This window comes from Mesorhizobium sp. WSM4871, from assembly GCF_055811295.1.
On the sequence record NZ_JBVVPU010000010.1, the window covers coordinates 211,406 to 226,844 of the forward strand.

Annotated in this window: 11 protein-coding genes; 9 read left to right on the forward strand and 2 right to left on the reverse strand. The window is 65.3% G+C overall.

Annotation, left to right across the window (positions count from 1 at the left end):
* The first annotated feature begins 1 nt into the window (after position 1).
* Together ileS and AC0L2H_RS21655 are read left to right on the forward strand one after the other, a co-directional pair.
* Positions 2-2,980 carry an isoleucine--tRNA ligase gene (ileS, locus tag AC0L2H_RS21650; protein WP_473592185.1) on the forward strand — a complete coding sequence of 993 codons (2,979 nt, stop codon included), beginning with the start codon at positions 2-4 and terminating at the stop codon, positions 2,978-2,980.
* Between the two features lie 250 nt (positions 2,981-3,230).
* Positions 3,231-3,923 carry a hypothetical protein gene (locus tag AC0L2H_RS21655; protein ID WP_473592113.1) on the forward strand — a complete coding sequence of 231 codons (693 nt, stop codon included), beginning with the start codon at positions 3,231-3,233 and terminating at the stop codon, positions 3,921-3,923.
* Between the two features lie 40 nt (positions 3,924-3,963).
* Here AC0L2H_RS21655 and AC0L2H_RS21660 read toward each other — a convergent pair whose 3' ends face one another.
* Complete coding sequence (locus AC0L2H_RS21660) at positions 3,964-4,416, reverse strand: nucleoside deaminase (RefSeq protein ID WP_473592114.1); 453 nt, start codon at positions 4,414-4,416, stop codon at positions 3,964-3,966.
* A 178-nt stretch (positions 4,417-4,594) separates the two neighbouring features.
* Here AC0L2H_RS21660 and AC0L2H_RS21665 point away from each other — a divergent pair, with 178 nt between their 5' ends.
* The 5 genes from AC0L2H_RS21665 (at position 4,595) to AC0L2H_RS21685 (ending at position 11,547) form a co-directional block, all read left to right on the forward strand.
* Positions 4,595-6,586 carry a pseudouridine synthase gene (locus AC0L2H_RS21665; protein ID WP_473592115.1) on the forward strand — a complete coding sequence of 664 codons (1,992 nt, stop codon included), beginning with the start codon at positions 4,595-4,597 and terminating at the stop codon, positions 6,584-6,586.
* 13 nt (positions 6,587-6,599) lie between these two features.
* A complete protein-coding gene (gene rsmD, locus AC0L2H_RS21670) occupies positions 6,600-7,154 on the forward strand; it encodes a 16S rRNA (guanine(966)-N(2))-methyltransferase RsmD (protein WP_473592116.1) in 555 nt (184 codons plus the stop codon).
* A 326-nt stretch (positions 7,155-7,480) separates the two neighbouring features.
* A complete protein-coding gene (locus tag AC0L2H_RS21675) occupies positions 7,481-8,830 on the forward strand; it encodes a M16 family metallopeptidase (RefSeq protein WP_473592117.1) in 1,350 nt (449 codons plus the stop codon).
* A gap of 200 nt (positions 8,831-9,030) precedes the next feature.
* A complete protein-coding gene (locus AC0L2H_RS21680) occupies positions 9,031-10,383 on the forward strand; it encodes a M16 family metallopeptidase (RefSeq protein ID WP_473592118.1) in 1,353 nt (450 codons plus the stop codon).
* Positions 10,384-10,665: 282 nt separating this feature from the next.
* Positions 10,666-11,547: a patatin-like phospholipase family protein gene (locus tag AC0L2H_RS21685; protein WP_473592119.1), complete on the forward strand. Its 882-nt coding sequence runs from the start codon at positions 10,666-10,668 to the stop codon at positions 11,545-11,547.
* A 428-nt stretch (positions 11,548-11,975) separates the two neighbouring features.
* Here AC0L2H_RS21685 and AC0L2H_RS21690 read toward each other — a convergent pair whose 3' ends face one another.
* Positions 11,976-12,893 carry an NADP-dependent oxidoreductase gene (locus AC0L2H_RS21690; RefSeq protein ID WP_473592120.1) on the reverse strand — a complete coding sequence of 306 codons (918 nt, stop codon included), beginning with the start codon at positions 12,891-12,893 and terminating at the stop codon, positions 11,976-11,978.
* Between the two features lie 107 nt (positions 12,894-13,000).
* On the opposite strand from AC0L2H_RS21690, the gene pdxR reads away from it, so the two are divergent.
* On the forward strand, positions 13,001-14,407 hold the full coding sequence (gene pdxR / locus AC0L2H_RS21695) for a MocR-like pyridoxine biosynthesis transcription factor PdxR (protein ID WP_473592121.1): 1,407 nt from the start codon (positions 13,001-13,003) through the stop codon (positions 14,405-14,407).
* Between the two features lie 107 nt (positions 14,408-14,514).
* Complete coding sequence (locus AC0L2H_RS21700) at positions 14,515-15,411, forward strand: HNH endonuclease (protein ID WP_473592122.1); 897 nt, start codon at positions 14,515-14,517, stop codon at positions 15,409-15,411.
* The last annotated feature ends 28 nt before the right edge of the window (positions 15,412-15,439 follow it).

A 15,439-nucleotide genomic window follows, 5' to 3' on the forward strand; every position in this document is an offset into this window, starting at 1 on the left:
AATGACCGATACTGCTGAAACGATCGACTATTCCAAGACGCTTTATCTGCCGCAGACGGATTTCCCGATGCGCGCCGGCTTGCCCGAGAAGGAGCCGCTTCTGGTCAAGCGCTGGCAGGACATGGACCTTTATCGCAAGCTGCGCGAAAGTGCCGCCGGCCGCACCAAATATGTGCTGCATGACGGCCCGCCCTACGCCAACGGCAATATCCATATCGGCCATGCGCTGAACAAGATCCTCAAGGACGTCATCACCCGCTCGTTCCAGATGCGCGGCTACGATGCGAACTACGTGCCCGGCTGGGACTGCCACGGCCTGCCGATCGAATGGAAGATCGAGGAGCAGTACCGCGCCAAGGGCAAAAACAAGGACGAGGTGCCGGTCAACGAGTTCCGTAAGGAATGCCGCGACTTCGCCGCGCACTGGATCAAGGTGCAGGGCGGCGAGTTCCAGCGGCTGGGCGTCGTCGGCGACTTCGACAATCCCTATACGACCATGGCCTTCCACGCCGAGGCGCGCATCGCCGGCGAGCTGTTGAAATTCGCCATGTCGGGCCAGCTTTACCGTGGCTCCAAGCCTGTTATGTGGAGCGTGGTCGAGCGCACCGCGCTGGCCGAGGCCGAGGTCGAATACCAGGACTATGAGAGCGACACGATCTGGGCGAAGTTTCCCGTCGTAAGTCTCGCCCGGCCCGTGATCACCGCCCCTGAAGACGGTCAGCCGGCAACGCTGACCGAGACCGCGCTCGACTTGCTCGAGGCCCATGTCGTCATCTGGACGACCACACCCTGGACCATCCCCGGCAATCGCGCCGTCAACTTTTCACCGCGCGTCGCCTACGGCCTCTATGAGGTGACGGCGGCGGAGAATGCGTTCGGTCCGCAGCCCGGCGAAAAGCTGATCTTCGCCGACGCGCTGGCCGAGGATGCCGCCGCCAAGGCGAAGGTCACCTTGAATCGTCTTCATAGCGTTTCGGCCGAACAGCTTGGAAGTCTTACGCTTTCGCATCCCTTCAAGGGTCTGAACGGTGGCTACGAATTCCCCGTGCCGATGCTCGCCGGCGACCACGTCACCGACGACGCCGGCACCGGCTTCGTCCACACCGCGCCTGGCCATGGTCGCGAAGACTTTGATGCCTGGATGGACGCCGCGTCGGAGTTGCGCCCACGCGGCATCGACACGACAATTCCCTTCACCGTCGACGACGCCGGCTTCTTCACCAGGGACGCGCCGGGTTTCGGTCCGGACCGCGAGGGTGGGCCGGCGCGCGTCATCGACGACAACGGCAAGAAGGGCAACGCCAACCAGGCGGTCATCGACGAATTGATCAAGCGCAACGCGCTGTTCGCGCGCGGGCGGCTGAAGCACAGCTATCCGCATTCCTGGCGCTCGAAGAAGCCGATCATCTTCCGCAACACGCCGCAATGGTTCGTCTACATGGACAAGGATCTCGGCGACGGCACGACGCTGCGCAGCCGCGCGCTGAAAGCCATCGACGACACCCGTTTCGTGCCAGGGGCAGGCCAGAACCGCATCCGCGCCATGATCGAGGAGCGCCCGGACTGGGTGCTGTCGCGCCAGCGCGCCTGGGGCGTGCCGATCGCCGTCTTCGCCGACGAGGACGGCAATGTGCTGAAGGACGACGCGGTCAACCAGCGCATCATGGACGCCTTCGAGACGGAAGGCGCCGACGCCTGGTTCGCGGCGAACGCCAAGGAGCGTTTCCTCGGCAACCACGATGGTTCGAAATGGCATCAGGTGATGGACATCCTCGATGTCTGGTTCGATTCGGGCTCGAGCCATGTCTTCACGCTCGAGGATCGTCCGGACCTGAAATGGCCGGCCGACGTCTATCTCGAAGGCTCAGACCAGCATCGCGGCTGGTTCCACTCCTCGCTGCTCGAAAGCTGCGGCACCAGGGGCAGGGCGCCCTACGACACCGTCGTTACCCATGGCTTCACCATGGACGAGGAAGGACGCAAAATGTCGAAGTCGCTCGGCAACACCGTCGTGCCGCAGGACGTCATCAAGCAGTCGGGCGCCGACATCCTGCGGCTCTGGGTGGTGACGACCGATTACTGGGAAGACCAGCGGCTCGGCAAGAACGTGCTGCAGACCAACATCGACGCCTACCGCAAGCTCAGGAACACCATCCGCTGGATGCTGGGCACGCTCGCCCATGACGATGGTGAGGAGGTGCCGCTGGACCAGATGCCGGAACTGGAGCGGCTGATGCTGCACCGGCTCGCCGAATTGGATGAACTCGTGCGCCAGGGCTACGACGCCTTCGAATTCAAGCGCATCACCCGCGCGCTGCTCGACTTCATGGTCGTCGAATTGTCGGCCTTCTATTTCGACATCCGCAAGGACGCGCTTTACTGTGACGCGCCGTCCAGCGTGAAGCGCAAGGCTTCCGTGCAGGTGGTGCGCCATCTCTTCGACTGCCTGGTGAAATGGCTGGCGCCGATGCTGCCCTTCACCATGGAAGAGGCCTGGCTCGACCGTCATCCCGAAGCCGTCTCGCTGCATCTCGACCAGTTTCCGCAAATCCCGGCTGACTGGAAGAACGAGGCGCTGGCGGAGAAATGGCGCAAGGTGCGGCAGGTCCGCCGTGTCGTCACCGGTGCACTCGAGATCGCGCGCGCCCAGAAGGTCATAGGTTCGTCGCTGGAAGCGGTGCCGGTCGTCACCCTTAACGATGCGGCACTCGAAGCAGCCATTTCGGATGTCGACATGGCCGAGATGGCGATCACCAGCGACCTGGTCATTGTCCATGGCCAGGCGCCGGCAGAGGCCTTCACGCTGGACGATGTCAGGGGCGTCGCCGTGGTGGTCGAGAAGGCCGAGGCGAGGGGCCTGGTCAAATGCGCGCGCTCCTGGCGCTATACCGCCGATGTCGGCAGCGACGCGGAATTTCCCGATGTTTCGGCACGGGATGCCGCTGTGCTGCATGAGTTGAAGGCGCTTGGGCGTGTCTGATGCATGTCGCCCAAAGTGTGTAGCGGTTTTGGGACAACGACATGCATCGGCATATATAAGCCGGTGCAAAAGTGCCACGGCGGGCGGCTGATCGGCCCGCGCGCGTTGCCCTTAACGGGTGGTTGAGGTAAATACGCGAAACTCCGGCCGACAAATTGTCGCCGGATTTCCGTCGCAAGTGGTTGGACGATGGGGACCGGACCTTTGGCCGGTGGCGATCGAGAGGCTGTCTAGAGTGGGACTTTTTGGCATGACCGAGAGAACTTGCGTGCGCGTTGCGCTGCTGGCGCCGCTTGTCGTATCGGGCTTCGCCTTGTCCGGCTGCATGGGTTCTCCGACCTACGGTACCGACAAGACCGCGGGCGAACAGCTTGCCGGCGATCTGACCAGTGCCTTTACCATCTCGCCTCAGCGCAAGGAACGGATCGACTACAAGCCGCGTCCCGAACTGGTGAAGCCCGCGCCGGGGCAGAAGGAAAACCTGCCGCCGCCGCAGGAAAGCATCGAGACGGCGAGCGCCGACTGGCCCGAATCGCCCGAGCAGCGCCGCGCCCGGCTGCGCGCCGATGCCACCGCCCATCAGGACGACCCGTCCTACCAGTCGCAGATCGTCGATGACGTGCAGACCGATCCTGCCTCGGTGAAAAAGGCGATCGCGGACTCGGCATCGAGCCATCCGCCGCGCTGGACTCCGTCGGATTCGGACGCGAGCAAGAGTCGCGCCAACGAGATCAAGCGCCGCCAGGCCGAAGCCAACCAGGGTGATCCCAACACCCGCAAATATCTCAGCGAACCGCCCGTGCAATATCGTGTTGCCGCCGGCACCGCGCCGCAAAACGACCTCGGCGAGGACGAGTACAAGAAGGAACGCCGCCTCAAGAAGGAAGCGGCCGCCAAGAGCAAGAGCGGCAGCGGCTGGTTCGACTGGATGCCATCCTGGTAAGTACGGCAGACATTTCGTCGCTTTGACGGCGGCGACCCGTTCAGGGTTCCCGCCGCTCGCGGAAGAAATCCTTCAGCAGCAAGGCTGCCTCGCTTTCCGCCAGACCCGGATAGATGTCGGGCACATGGTGGCAGGTGGGCGAGGCAAAGAAGCGCACGCCATTGACCACCGCGCCGCCTTTTTCGTCGACGGCGCCGAAATAGAGCCGGCGCAGCCTGGCGAAGGAGATGGCGCCGGCGCACATGGCGCAAGGCTCCAGCGTGACATAGAGGTCGTGGCCGGTGAGCCGCTCGCTGGAAAGCTTGCGGCAGGCTTCGCGGATCGCCAGCATTTCGGCGTGCGCGGTGGGATCGGCAAGCTCGCGGGTGCGGTTGCCGGCCTTTGCCAAGACCGTATCGCCACTGGCGACGACCGCGCCGACCGGCACTTCGCCGCGTGAGGCGGCGGCTTCGGCCTCGCGCAGCGCCAGCGCCATGAAATCCGGCCGCTTCACGCGGTTTCCATTCCGATTATCCCCTCGCTACTCCTGCGCGATCCTGTTATCTAGCGCATGATCCCTCAAAACCGGAATCGGTTTCGCTGGGGATCGTGCGCAAAATCAAAGTACTGCAGCGTCATTTGCGCGTCCGTGAGGACCCACGGCGCTGTAGCGGCGCAAACGAGAAGGCCACATGGACGACAACGACAAGAAATTCCCGCGCCAGAAAGGCCCGGGCAAAAGCGGTCCGAGAGCGACGGGGCCGCGCCGCGATGGCGCCGCCGGCAAGGGCGGCAAGCCGTCTTTCGGCGCCAAGAAACCTTATGCGCCGCGCGGCGCCCGGCCGATTGCGGCCGAGGGCGAGCGGCCGAAGCACGACTTCAAGAGCGGTGACAAGCCGTTTCGCAAAGGCCCGCGTCCCGAAGGCAAGCCCTTCGAGAAGCAGGAAGGCCCGCGCAAGCCATATGCGCCGCGCGGCGATCGTCCGATTGCCGCCGAAGGCGAACGGCCGCAGCGCGATTTCAAACGCGCGTACAAGCCGCGCGAGCCGGGCGAGGCGCGCGCTGAAAGACCGTTCCACAGAGGTCCGCGCCCGGAAGGCAAGCCCCCGGAGGGCAGGCCCTATGAGAAGCGCGAGGGCGCGCGCAAGCCTTACGCGCCGCGCGGCGATCGTCCGATGGCAGCCGAGGGCGAACGGCCGAAGCGCGAGTTCAAGCCGCGTGGCGACCGGCCTGCTGCCGCAGCGGCGGATGGCGAAAAGCGCTTCGAGCGTCCCAAGCGCGATTTCGGCGGCGATCGCCCACAAGGCTTCAAGCCGCGCCCGCGTCTCGCCGAGGCAACGGAAGAGGCCGGCGAGCGCATCGCCAAGCGGCTGGCCCGTGCCGGCCTTGCCTCGCGCCGCGATGCCGAGGAGCTGATTGCGGCCGGCCGCGTCAAGGTCAACGGCCGGGCTCTCACTTCGCCGGCCTTCAACGTCATGCCGGGCGACATTATCCATCTCGACGGCATGGAGATCCCGCCGATCGAGCGCACGCGGCTGTTCCTGTTTCACAAGCCGGCCGGCGTTGTGACCACCAACCGCGACCCCGAGGGGCGGAAAACCGTGTTCGACGTGCTGCCGGCGGATTTGCCGCGGCTGATGACGATCGGCCGGCTCGACATCAACACGGAAGGTCTGCTGCTGCTCACCAATGATGGCGGCCTGTCGCGCGTGCTCGAACTGCCGGCCACCGGCTGGCTCCGGCGCTACCGCGTGCGCGTCCACGGCAAGGTCGAGGAAAGCGCGCTCGCCGGCTTGCGTGAAGGCATTGCCGTCGATGGCGTCTTCTACGGCGCGATCGAGGCCTCGCTCGACCGCGAGCAGGGCTCGAACGCCTGGCTGACCATCGGCTTGCGCGAAGGCAAGAACCGCGAGGTCAAGAACATCCTCGGTTCCCTCGGCCTCGATGTCACACGGCTGATCCGCATTTCCTACGGGCCGTTCCAGCTCGACGAACTGCCGGAGGGCCATGTGCTGGAGATCAAGGGCCGCGTGCTGCGCGACCAGCTCGGCGAGCGCCTGGTCGAGGAATCCGGCGCCAATTTCGACGCCGAGATCACAAAGCCCTTCTCCAACAAGCCGGTTCGGCGCACCGAACCGCGCCCGGAGGAGGTCGAGCGGCCGAAATTCACGCGCGACGGGGTCGATCGCCGCCCGATCGGCGAGGGCGGGCTGATCAAGAACCGCAAGCGTCGCGAAGGCAGCCGCGACGAGGCGCTGGGCAAGCTCTCGACAAGTCCCGAAAGAAGCGCGCGGCCGGAAAAGAGCTTTGGCGAGCGTGGCCCTAGGCCTGAGCGCAGCGATTTTGGCGACAAGCCGCGCGGCGGTTTTGGCGACAAGCCCCGCTTTGGCGGCAAGCCGGGCGGCGGCAAGAAATCCGAGCGCGAGCAGCGGCCGATCGAGCCGCCGGGCCAGCGCAAGACCAATGTCTGGATGGCGCCGGGCGCGCGTCCCATAGGCAAGGGCAGGGCGGAAGCCGATGCCGCCAAGGCGGCCGAGGCCAAGGCGCGCAAGGCCTCGTTCAAGCCGGCTTATGGCAAGCCGGCTGGCGCAAAGCCGTTCGGCAAGCCGCGTGGCGAGCGTCCCGATGGCGGCGGCAGGAGCGGTGAGCGTCCACGTGGCCCCAAGGGTCCCAGAACCAGATGAGACCCAGGACCAGATGAGAATCGTCGGCGGTGAGTTTCGCGGGCGTCCGCTGGCGACGCCGCGCGATCATGCCATCCGCCCGACCACCGACCGCACCCGCGAGGCGGTGTTCAACGTGCTGGCGCATCGCTTTCCGCAAAGCCTTGCGGGCGCGCGGGTGCTCGACCTGTTCGCCGGCACCGGCGCTCTCGGCCTCGAAGCGCTGTCGCGCGGCGCCGTCTATGGCGTCTTCATCGAGGAATCGGCCGAAGGACGCGGCCTGATCCGCACCAATGTCGAGGCTTTCGGGCTCACGGGGCGCACCAAGATTTTTCGACGCGACGCCAGCGCCTTGGGCGAGGCGGGCACGCTTTCGGCTTTTGGCCTGGTCTTCGCCGATCCGCCCTATGGCAAAGGCCTCGGCGAGCGCGCGCTGCGCTCGGCCAGGGCCGGCGGCTGGCTGCTCCCGGGCGCGCTCTGCGTGGTCGAGGAGGCGGCATCGGCGCCGTTTGAGGTTGGGCCGGGATTTTCGGTGGTGGATGAGCGGGGCTATGGCGAGACGGTGATCCGGTTCATCGAGGTTGGGTGAGAGGGCGGAGGTTTTGCACGGTCGAGTTCCTTCGCGCCCCCCTCTGTCCTGCCGGACATCTCCCCCTCAAGGGGGGAGATTGGCCGTCACCACCGCTTTCGCCAACCGCTCGCGTTGCAGGAAAATCGCTGCAGGCGAAGTGCTGATCTCCCCCCTTGAGGGGGAGATGTCCGGCAGGACAGAGGGGGGCGCCTCGCGCATCATGGACAATTCTGCGCCCAATGCGGCGGTTGGCCGCCATTGGCAGCCTCGAAAATGACGAACAATTCACTTTGCTTGTCCCCAAGACCCTGCCTATCGTCTCGCCACGACAACCGGAGCCATCGATGAAACCTTCTGAATGGCTGCGCGCAACGCTGCTGACACTGGCTCTGTCGACGACGCCGGCGCTTGCCGCCGACGATGGCACGGTGACGAATTTCCTGCTCGACAACGGCATGGAGGTGGTGGTCATCCCCGATCACCGCGCCCCGATCGTCACCCATATGGTGTGGTACAAGATCGGCAGCGCCGACGAGCCGCCGGGCAAATCCGGCATCGCGCATTTCTTCGAGCATCTGATGTTCAAGGCGACGACCAACCATGCCGCCGGCGAGTTCGACCGCGCCGTCTCGGCCATCGGCGGCTCCAACAACGCCTTCACCTCCTATGACTACACCGCCTTCCACGAGACGGTGGCGCCGTCGGCGCTCGGTGAGATGATGAGCTTCGAGGCCGACCGCATGCGCAACCTCATCCTCACCGACGATGTCATCAAGACCGAGCGCGACGTCATCCTGGAGGAGCGCCGCTCGCGCATCGACAGCAACCCGCAGGCGGTGCTGGAGGAAGAGGTCGACGCCACGCTGTGGCAGAACCAGCCCTACCGCATTCCGGTGATCGGCTGGATGCAGGAGATGGAGCAGTTGAACCGCGCCGACGCCAAGGCCTTCTACGACAAATATTACACGCCCAACAACGCCGTGCTGATCGTTGCCGGCGACGTGACGCCCGAGATGGTCAAGGCGCTGGCCGAAAAGACCTATGGCAAGGTCGCGCGAGGGCCGGACCTGCCGCCGCGCATTCGGCCGGTCGAGCCGGAGCAGAACACGAAGCGCACGGTGACGCTGACCGACGCGCGCGTTTCCGTGCCGGCCTTCACCACGCAATGGGTGGTGCCGTCCTATCACACGGCAAAGCCCGGCGAGGCGGAGGCGCTGGATCTGCTGGCCGAGATCCTCGGCGGCGGCAACCGCAGCCGGCTCTACCAGCAGCTTGTCGTCAAACAAGGCATCGCCGCCACTGCCGGCGCCTATTTCCAGGGCACCATGCTCGACGCCACCAATTTCACCGTCTATGGCGCACCGCGCGGCGACGCCAAGCTGGCAGATGTCGAGGCCGCCGTCGACGCCGAGATCGCCCGCATCGCCGCCGGCGGGGTCACCGACAGCGAACTGGAGAAGGCCAAGGACCGCTACATCAGGTCGATGATCTTCGCCCGTGACAAGCAGGACGACATGGCTAACATGTATGGCGCGACGCTGGCCACCGGCGGCAATGTCAGGGATGTCCAGGAATGGCCGGACCGCATCCGAAAGGTCACCGCCGAAGAGGTCAAGGCAGTCGCCGCGCGCTATCTCAAGCTCGACCATTCGACGACAGGGTATCTCTTGCCGCAGACACAGGCGGGGAATTGATGATGACGAGCTTGGCCTCCACTACGGGCGACGGCGCAGCCCCTCACCTGCCTGCCGGCATCCTCTCCCCGTATAGGGACGGGGAGAGGGGGACTGTCATCGACGGTTTCGCCAATCGCCACCATTGCAAGAAGGGTGCCAAGGCCGCGGCCAGCCCCCTTCTCCCCGTCACTATACGGGGAGAAGGTGCCGGCAGGCGGATGAGGGGCGGCGCGGACCTCGGCAATTGGCGCGCCGCCAGGACACTCGCCACCTTGCTCCTCGCCATCCTCTTCCTCATCCTGCCCCCGCTTACCGCCCGCGCGGCGATGAACATCCAGCAGGTGACTTCGCAGAAGGGCATCACCGCCTGGCTGGTCGAGGATTATTCCGTGCCCATCGTCGCCATCCGCTTCGCTTTCGACGGCGGCTCGACGCAGGATCCCGTGGGCAAGGAGGGGCTGGCCAATCTGATGAGCGGCCTGTTCGACGAGGGCGCCGGCGATCTCGACAGCGAGGCCTTCCAGGCGAAACTGGACGAGGTCGGCGCCGAGATGAGCTTCGATGCGCGGCGCGACGGCACCTATGGTTCGATGCGCATGCTGGCCGAAGAGCGCGACGGCGCGTTCGACCTGCTCGGCATGGCGATCAACCATCCGCGCTTCGACCAGGCGCCGATCGACCGCATCCGCTCCCAGGTCCTGTCCGGCATCATCGCCAATGAGCGCGACCCCAACACGATCGCCCAGACCAAATGGCTGCGCGCCATCTACGGCGCGCATCCCTATTCCAGGCCCGACCAGGGCACCAGGCAGAGCATCGCCACCATCACCCCGGCCGATCTCGCCGCCTTCCACAAGGCGAATTTCGCCCGCGGCGGCCTGCATGTCGCGGTGGTCGGCGCCATCGACGCCGAGACGCTGAAGAAGAAGCTCGACGCCGTCTTCGGCGACCTGCCGGAGAAACAGACGCTCGCCCCTGTCGCCGATGTCGCTCCCAGGCTGGGCGAGCATGTCGAGGTCGACTACGATTTGCCGCAGACCTCGCTGCAGCTCGCTTATCCCGGCGTCGACCGCCAGGCGCCGGATTTCTTCGCCGCCGCGCTGATGAACGAGATCCTCGGCGGCTCGGCCTTCACCTCGCGCCTCTACCAGGAAGTGCGCGAAAAGCGCGGCCTGGCCTACGGCGCCAGCTCCGGCCTGGTCGACCATCAGCACGCCAACGCCCTGGTCGTCACCACCGCGACGCGCTCCGACCGGGCGGCCGAGACGCTGGCGCTGGTGCGCAAGGTGGTCAAGGAGATGGCCGATGAGGGCCCGACCGAAGCCGAGCTCGAGGCAACCAAGAAATACATGGTCGGCGCCTATGCCATCAGCAATCTGGATTCCTCCGGCTCCATTGCCGCGACGCTGCTCGAACTGCAGTTGGACAAGCTCGGCATCGACTACATCCAGCGCCGCGCCGCGCTCATCAACGGCGTGAGCCTGGATCAGGTCAAGGCGGTGGCAAAGAAGTTGCTGTCGCCCGAGCCGTCGATCATGGTGGTGGGGCCGAAGCTGGGGAGCAAGGGATGAGCGGGGCAGGGCAATCGCTTCAGGCTTTGCATCCGCCTCGTTTTCCAGGCGCTGGCGCCGCCCCTCATCGCCCTGCCGGGCACTTCTCCCCGTATAGTGACGGGGAGAAGGGGGCCGGCCGCAGCCTCGGCGCGCTTCCTGCAACGCTGGTGATTGGCGAAACCGGCAACGACAGCGCCCCTCTCCCCGTCCCTATACGGGGAGAGGATGCCGGCAGGCAGGTGAGGGGCAGCGCCAACTTAGACAATTCTCCACCAGCCCTGCGGGCAGGAGCCACGCAACATGCCCACTAGCACCGGCCCCACCTTCGGCATCGCCTTTGGCGGCGGCGGCGCGCGCGGGCTGGCGCATATCCATGTCATCGAGGCGCTGGACGAGCTCGGCATCAGGCCGGTGGCGATATCGGGCTCCTCGATCGGCGCCATCATGGGCGCCGGCATGGCCGCGGGCATGACCGGCAAGGAGATGCAGGACTATACGCGCTCGATCCTCTCGCGCCGGGTAGAGGTGGCGACCCGCATGTGGCGCGCCAGGCCCGGCACCTTCGCCGAGGCGCTGCAGGGCGGCCTGCGCGTCAGCCAGTTCAATGTCGAGCGCATCCTCAAGGCGTTCCTGCCCGAAGCCATCCCCGAGACCTTCGCCGAATTGAAGATCCCGCTGAAGGTGACGGCGACCGACTACTACGGCCACAGGCTGAAAGTGATCAGCGACGGCGATTTGCCTTCCGCCCTTGCCGCCTCGGCGGCCATTCCCGCCGTGTTCCGCCCGGTGACGCGCGACGGCCGCCTGCTGATCGACGGCGGCATCTACAACCCCGTGCCGTTCGATCTCATCGAAAAGGACGCCGACATCATCATCGCCGTCGACGTCGTCGGCGGGCCGACCGAGGCCGAGCGCAAGCACCCGACCTCCGTCGACCTGATGTTCGGCGCCACGCAGCTGATGATGCAGTCGATCATCGCCAACAAGCTCAAACAGTGCCGCCCCGACATTCTGGTGCGCCCGGCCGTCTCGAAATACCGCGTGCTCGACTTCATGAAGATCGACGCGCTGATGAACGAAACGGTCGATATCAAGGACGAGCTGAAGCGGGAGATTGAGAAAGTGATGGAGGCGAGGGCGGGTGCGATGGTGAAGGGCAGGCGGGGGAAGCGGGTGGGGTGAGCTGCCGATCTCCCCCCTCGAGGGGGAGATGTCGCCGAAGGCGACAGAGGGGGTCGCTGCGCGTAAAGCGCCAACCTCCACTACCGTAAGAGAGGAAGCCGCGCCCGGTCGAACCGACCCCCCTCTACCCTGCCGGGCATCTCCCCCTCAAGGGGGGAGATTGGCCGTCATCAATGATTTCGCCAACCACCAACATTGCAAATGAGCGCCAAGGCCCGAGCTGCCGATCTCCCCCCTTGAGGGGGAGATGGCCGGCAGGCCAGAGGGGGGCGCTGTCCCGCCAGCCTATCGACGAAATCGCAACTGCACCGCCATGACGGTTGCCCGCCCCGAACGCTGGCGATCCTTCACACCCCCCTCTGCCCTGCCGGGCATCTCCCCCGCAAAGGGGGAGATTGAGCGCACCATCGCGCCGCCTCACGTGTCGCTCACGGACGAACGCGGATGATCGTCTTCCCCGAGCGTCGCTCGGTCGGGTTGAAGGCGCAAACGGCATCGTCGAGGGTGGAGATGTTGCCGATGTTCGTCCGCAGTCGTCCGTCCCGCACCCGCTGGACGATCTCATTCAGTTGAGCACGATCGGACTCGACAACGAAGTCGATCGCCAGGCCATTGGCGGGCCGCGCGTCGGGCGGCCCGACGACGGTCACCAGTGTCCCTCCGGCTCGAATCAGGCCCGCGGACCGTTTCTGGATGTCGCCGCCGATGACATCGAACACCAGATCGACGCCGCCGACGTCTTCCAGTGCGTCGTTCTCTAGGTCGACGAACTCGTTCGCGCCGAAGTCGAGAGCCTTCTGACGGTCGGCGGAGCGCCCGGTGCCAATGACGTAGGCGCCGGCCTCCCGCGCGAGTTGTGTCACCATCGACCCGACTGCGCCGGCCGCACCGTGCGCAAGGACGCTCTGCCCCGCCCGAAGGCGGCCATGGTCGAACAGACCCTGCCATGCAGTCAGGCCCGAGATCGGCAAACTAGCGCCTACCGTAAAGTCGACGTCGCCCGGCAGCGGCGCGAGGTTACGTGCCTCGACGGCCACATACTCCGCCAGGGTGCCGTCGCGATACCAATCGGCGAGGCCGAACACCCGCTGGCCCACCGACAGTCCCGTCGTGCCGTAGCCGAGGGCGGTGACCACTCCGGCCAGCTCGTGCCCGGGGATCGATGGCGTCCGGTCACGGTCGACGCGATCGGTCCAGGTCGAGGGCCACGTCAGCTCGGTCGGGACGAATCCCGACGCATGAACCTGAACGACGACGTCGTTAATCGCTGCCTGTGGCTCGGATCGCTCCGCCAGCTTCATCCCGGCCGTTCCCGCGGCCTGATCCGTTACTGCGATTGCCTTCATCGGAATTGTCTCCTCGGTCATCTGTCACGTGGCGTGGTCGGTACATATGTCCGGCTCTGGTCATGAAACAGGACCAAGATTGGCGGGAATGATGGTACCATCGCGCTATGGCCACTGTGTCCATCCATCTCGACCGCGCCGCAAGGACGCCGCTGGCGACACAGATCTACCGGACGGTCCGGGACGCCATCGAGACCGGGCGGCTAGACCCGGGAGCAAAGCTTCCTTCCTGGCGTGACATGGCCGCTCAGCTCGGCGTCTCGCGCGGCACCGTACGCGTCGCCTACCAGCGCCTCATCGACGAGCAGTTCGCAGTCGGCGCCGGCGCGGCGGGCACCCGCGTCGCCGAGGGCCCGCCGCGTTCGTCGGCGCCCTTGTGGTCGCCAGACGTGCCGCCCCTGCCGGAGCTGTTCCATAGCTATGGAACGCCGCCTCTGCCCTTCCAGATGGGCGTGCCCTCGCAAGACGCCTTTCCGTTCAAGCTGTGGTCGCGCGTCTTCGCGCGAGCGGCGCGGCGGGCGGCGGCCGCGCCGGTAAGCTATCCCGATCCCCGGGGTGATCCGCAGCTGCGAAAGGAAATCGCGGCCTATGTCGGGATCGCGCGGGGTCTTCGGTGCAGTCCCGCCCAGGTGTTCATCGCGGCAGGCTATTCCGGGGCCATCGGTCTGGCGGTGCGCGCTTTGCGGGTCGAGGGATCGCGAGCCTTGATCGAGGATCCGAGCTTCCCGATCACACGCAAAGCGCTCGACCTGGCCGGCATCTCCGTGACGGCCGTTCCGGTCGACACTGAAGGCCTGGATGTCGCTTCCGGCGTCCGGAGCGCTCAGGACGCAGCGCTGGCGATCGTCACGCCAGGGCAACATGCGCCACTCGGGATGACGATGTCGCTGAGCCGCAGGCTTGCGTTGCTCGCTTGGGCCCGGCGGAGCGACGCCTGGATCATCGAGGACGATTATCTGAGCGAGCTGCAGCTGACCGGCCGGGCGGCTCCAGCGCTCGCTTCGCTCGATCACGGTGGACGGGTCCTGCATATTGGCAGCTTCAGCAAGACGATCAGCCCGGTTCTGCGCCTCGGGTTCGTCGTTGCGCCTGTCGAACTGGCTGGCCGGTTCGGTGACGTATGCGCCTGCCTGGCTCCGGCTCCGGCCCTGGCGCTCCAAGGCGCGGTGGCCGAGTTCCTGCGCGAGGGGCACTATATTCGGCATCTGCGGCGCATGAAGCGCCTCTACGCGTCTCGGCGGCAGGCCCTGCTCGAGGGCCTTGCACAGGTCGGGTCGGAGTCGTTGAAAGTCGAAGCCACCGCCGGCCTGGCGGTCATTGTCTCGACAAAAGCCTGCCTGTCGGACGTGGAGATCGCCCGCCGCGCCCGCTCGTTCGGCTTGGCTCCGTCGCCCCTCTCTCAATGGTGCGTCCGATCACCCCCGTGGCAGGGGCTCCTGCTCGGCGTGACCAACCTGGATACGGGTCGGCTTCCACAATATTGCCGACAGCTCACGGAAGCGGCGGCGCAATAGCGCCACTTGCGCTCAGCAATTCCTCCGGCCTGAACTAAGCTTCCAAGATCGAATTTTGGTGTTACATCTGAGGCTGATTTCGCCGAAGAACGCATTGCAGGAAGATCATGGGATTCGGGGTTTTCATTCATCGCCCAGATTCGATCTACAATGACCGCCCCGCTGAGCAATACCAGTTTCCTCGCCCGTATCTAAGCCGCGTCGAAGCCTGCGTCGGCGGCTGGATCATTTATTACGAGCCTAGCAAGGTAAACGATACGCGTGGCTATTACGCCGTAGCCAAAGTCCAACAGATCATTCCCGATCCTGTGACGCCCGACATGTACCTCGCTCTGATTGAGCCCGGAACCTATCTCGATTTCGTCAATCCTGTTCCGTTTAACGGACCTGATGGTCTCGTTGAGCGAGGCTTATTCAACGACCAGGGACGGATTTCCGGCCGCGCTCAGTCGGCCGTCCGCCCAATCAGTCCAGCCGATTTCAACCGCATTGTCGATCTGGGTCTGGACACGAATGAGTTGCTGCCGCGCGTTGATGAGCCCGGCACATCTGCCGGTTTTCAGGACGAGCAGGCACCATTCGAGTTCGACCAGAGCCGTGATCGCGTAAGCTACATCGGATCGCGAATTGTGCGGGACCGGATTTTCCGCCGCATCGTCTTGCGCGCCTATGATGAGCGGTGCGCGATCACGGGACTGAAGTTGATAAATGGCGGCGGGCGAGCGGAGGTTTCAGCCGCCCATATTCGACCGGTCGAAGCGAATGGACCCGACGTCATCAACAATGGGATCGCGCTGTCCGGTACGGCGCACTGGATGTTCGATCGCGGCTTGATCAGCCTATCCGACGATCTGGAAATTCTTATCTCGCGACAGGTTAACGACCTCGATAGCGTGCAAGCGTTCATCAACAAGACCCGCCGCGCGCTTCCGCCGGGCCGACAGTTTGAACGCCCGCATCCTCGGTTTTTGGAATGGCACCGCGAGTATTGCTTTAAGCAATGAGGCCGGCTGGTGGTGCGTCAGTCATGCG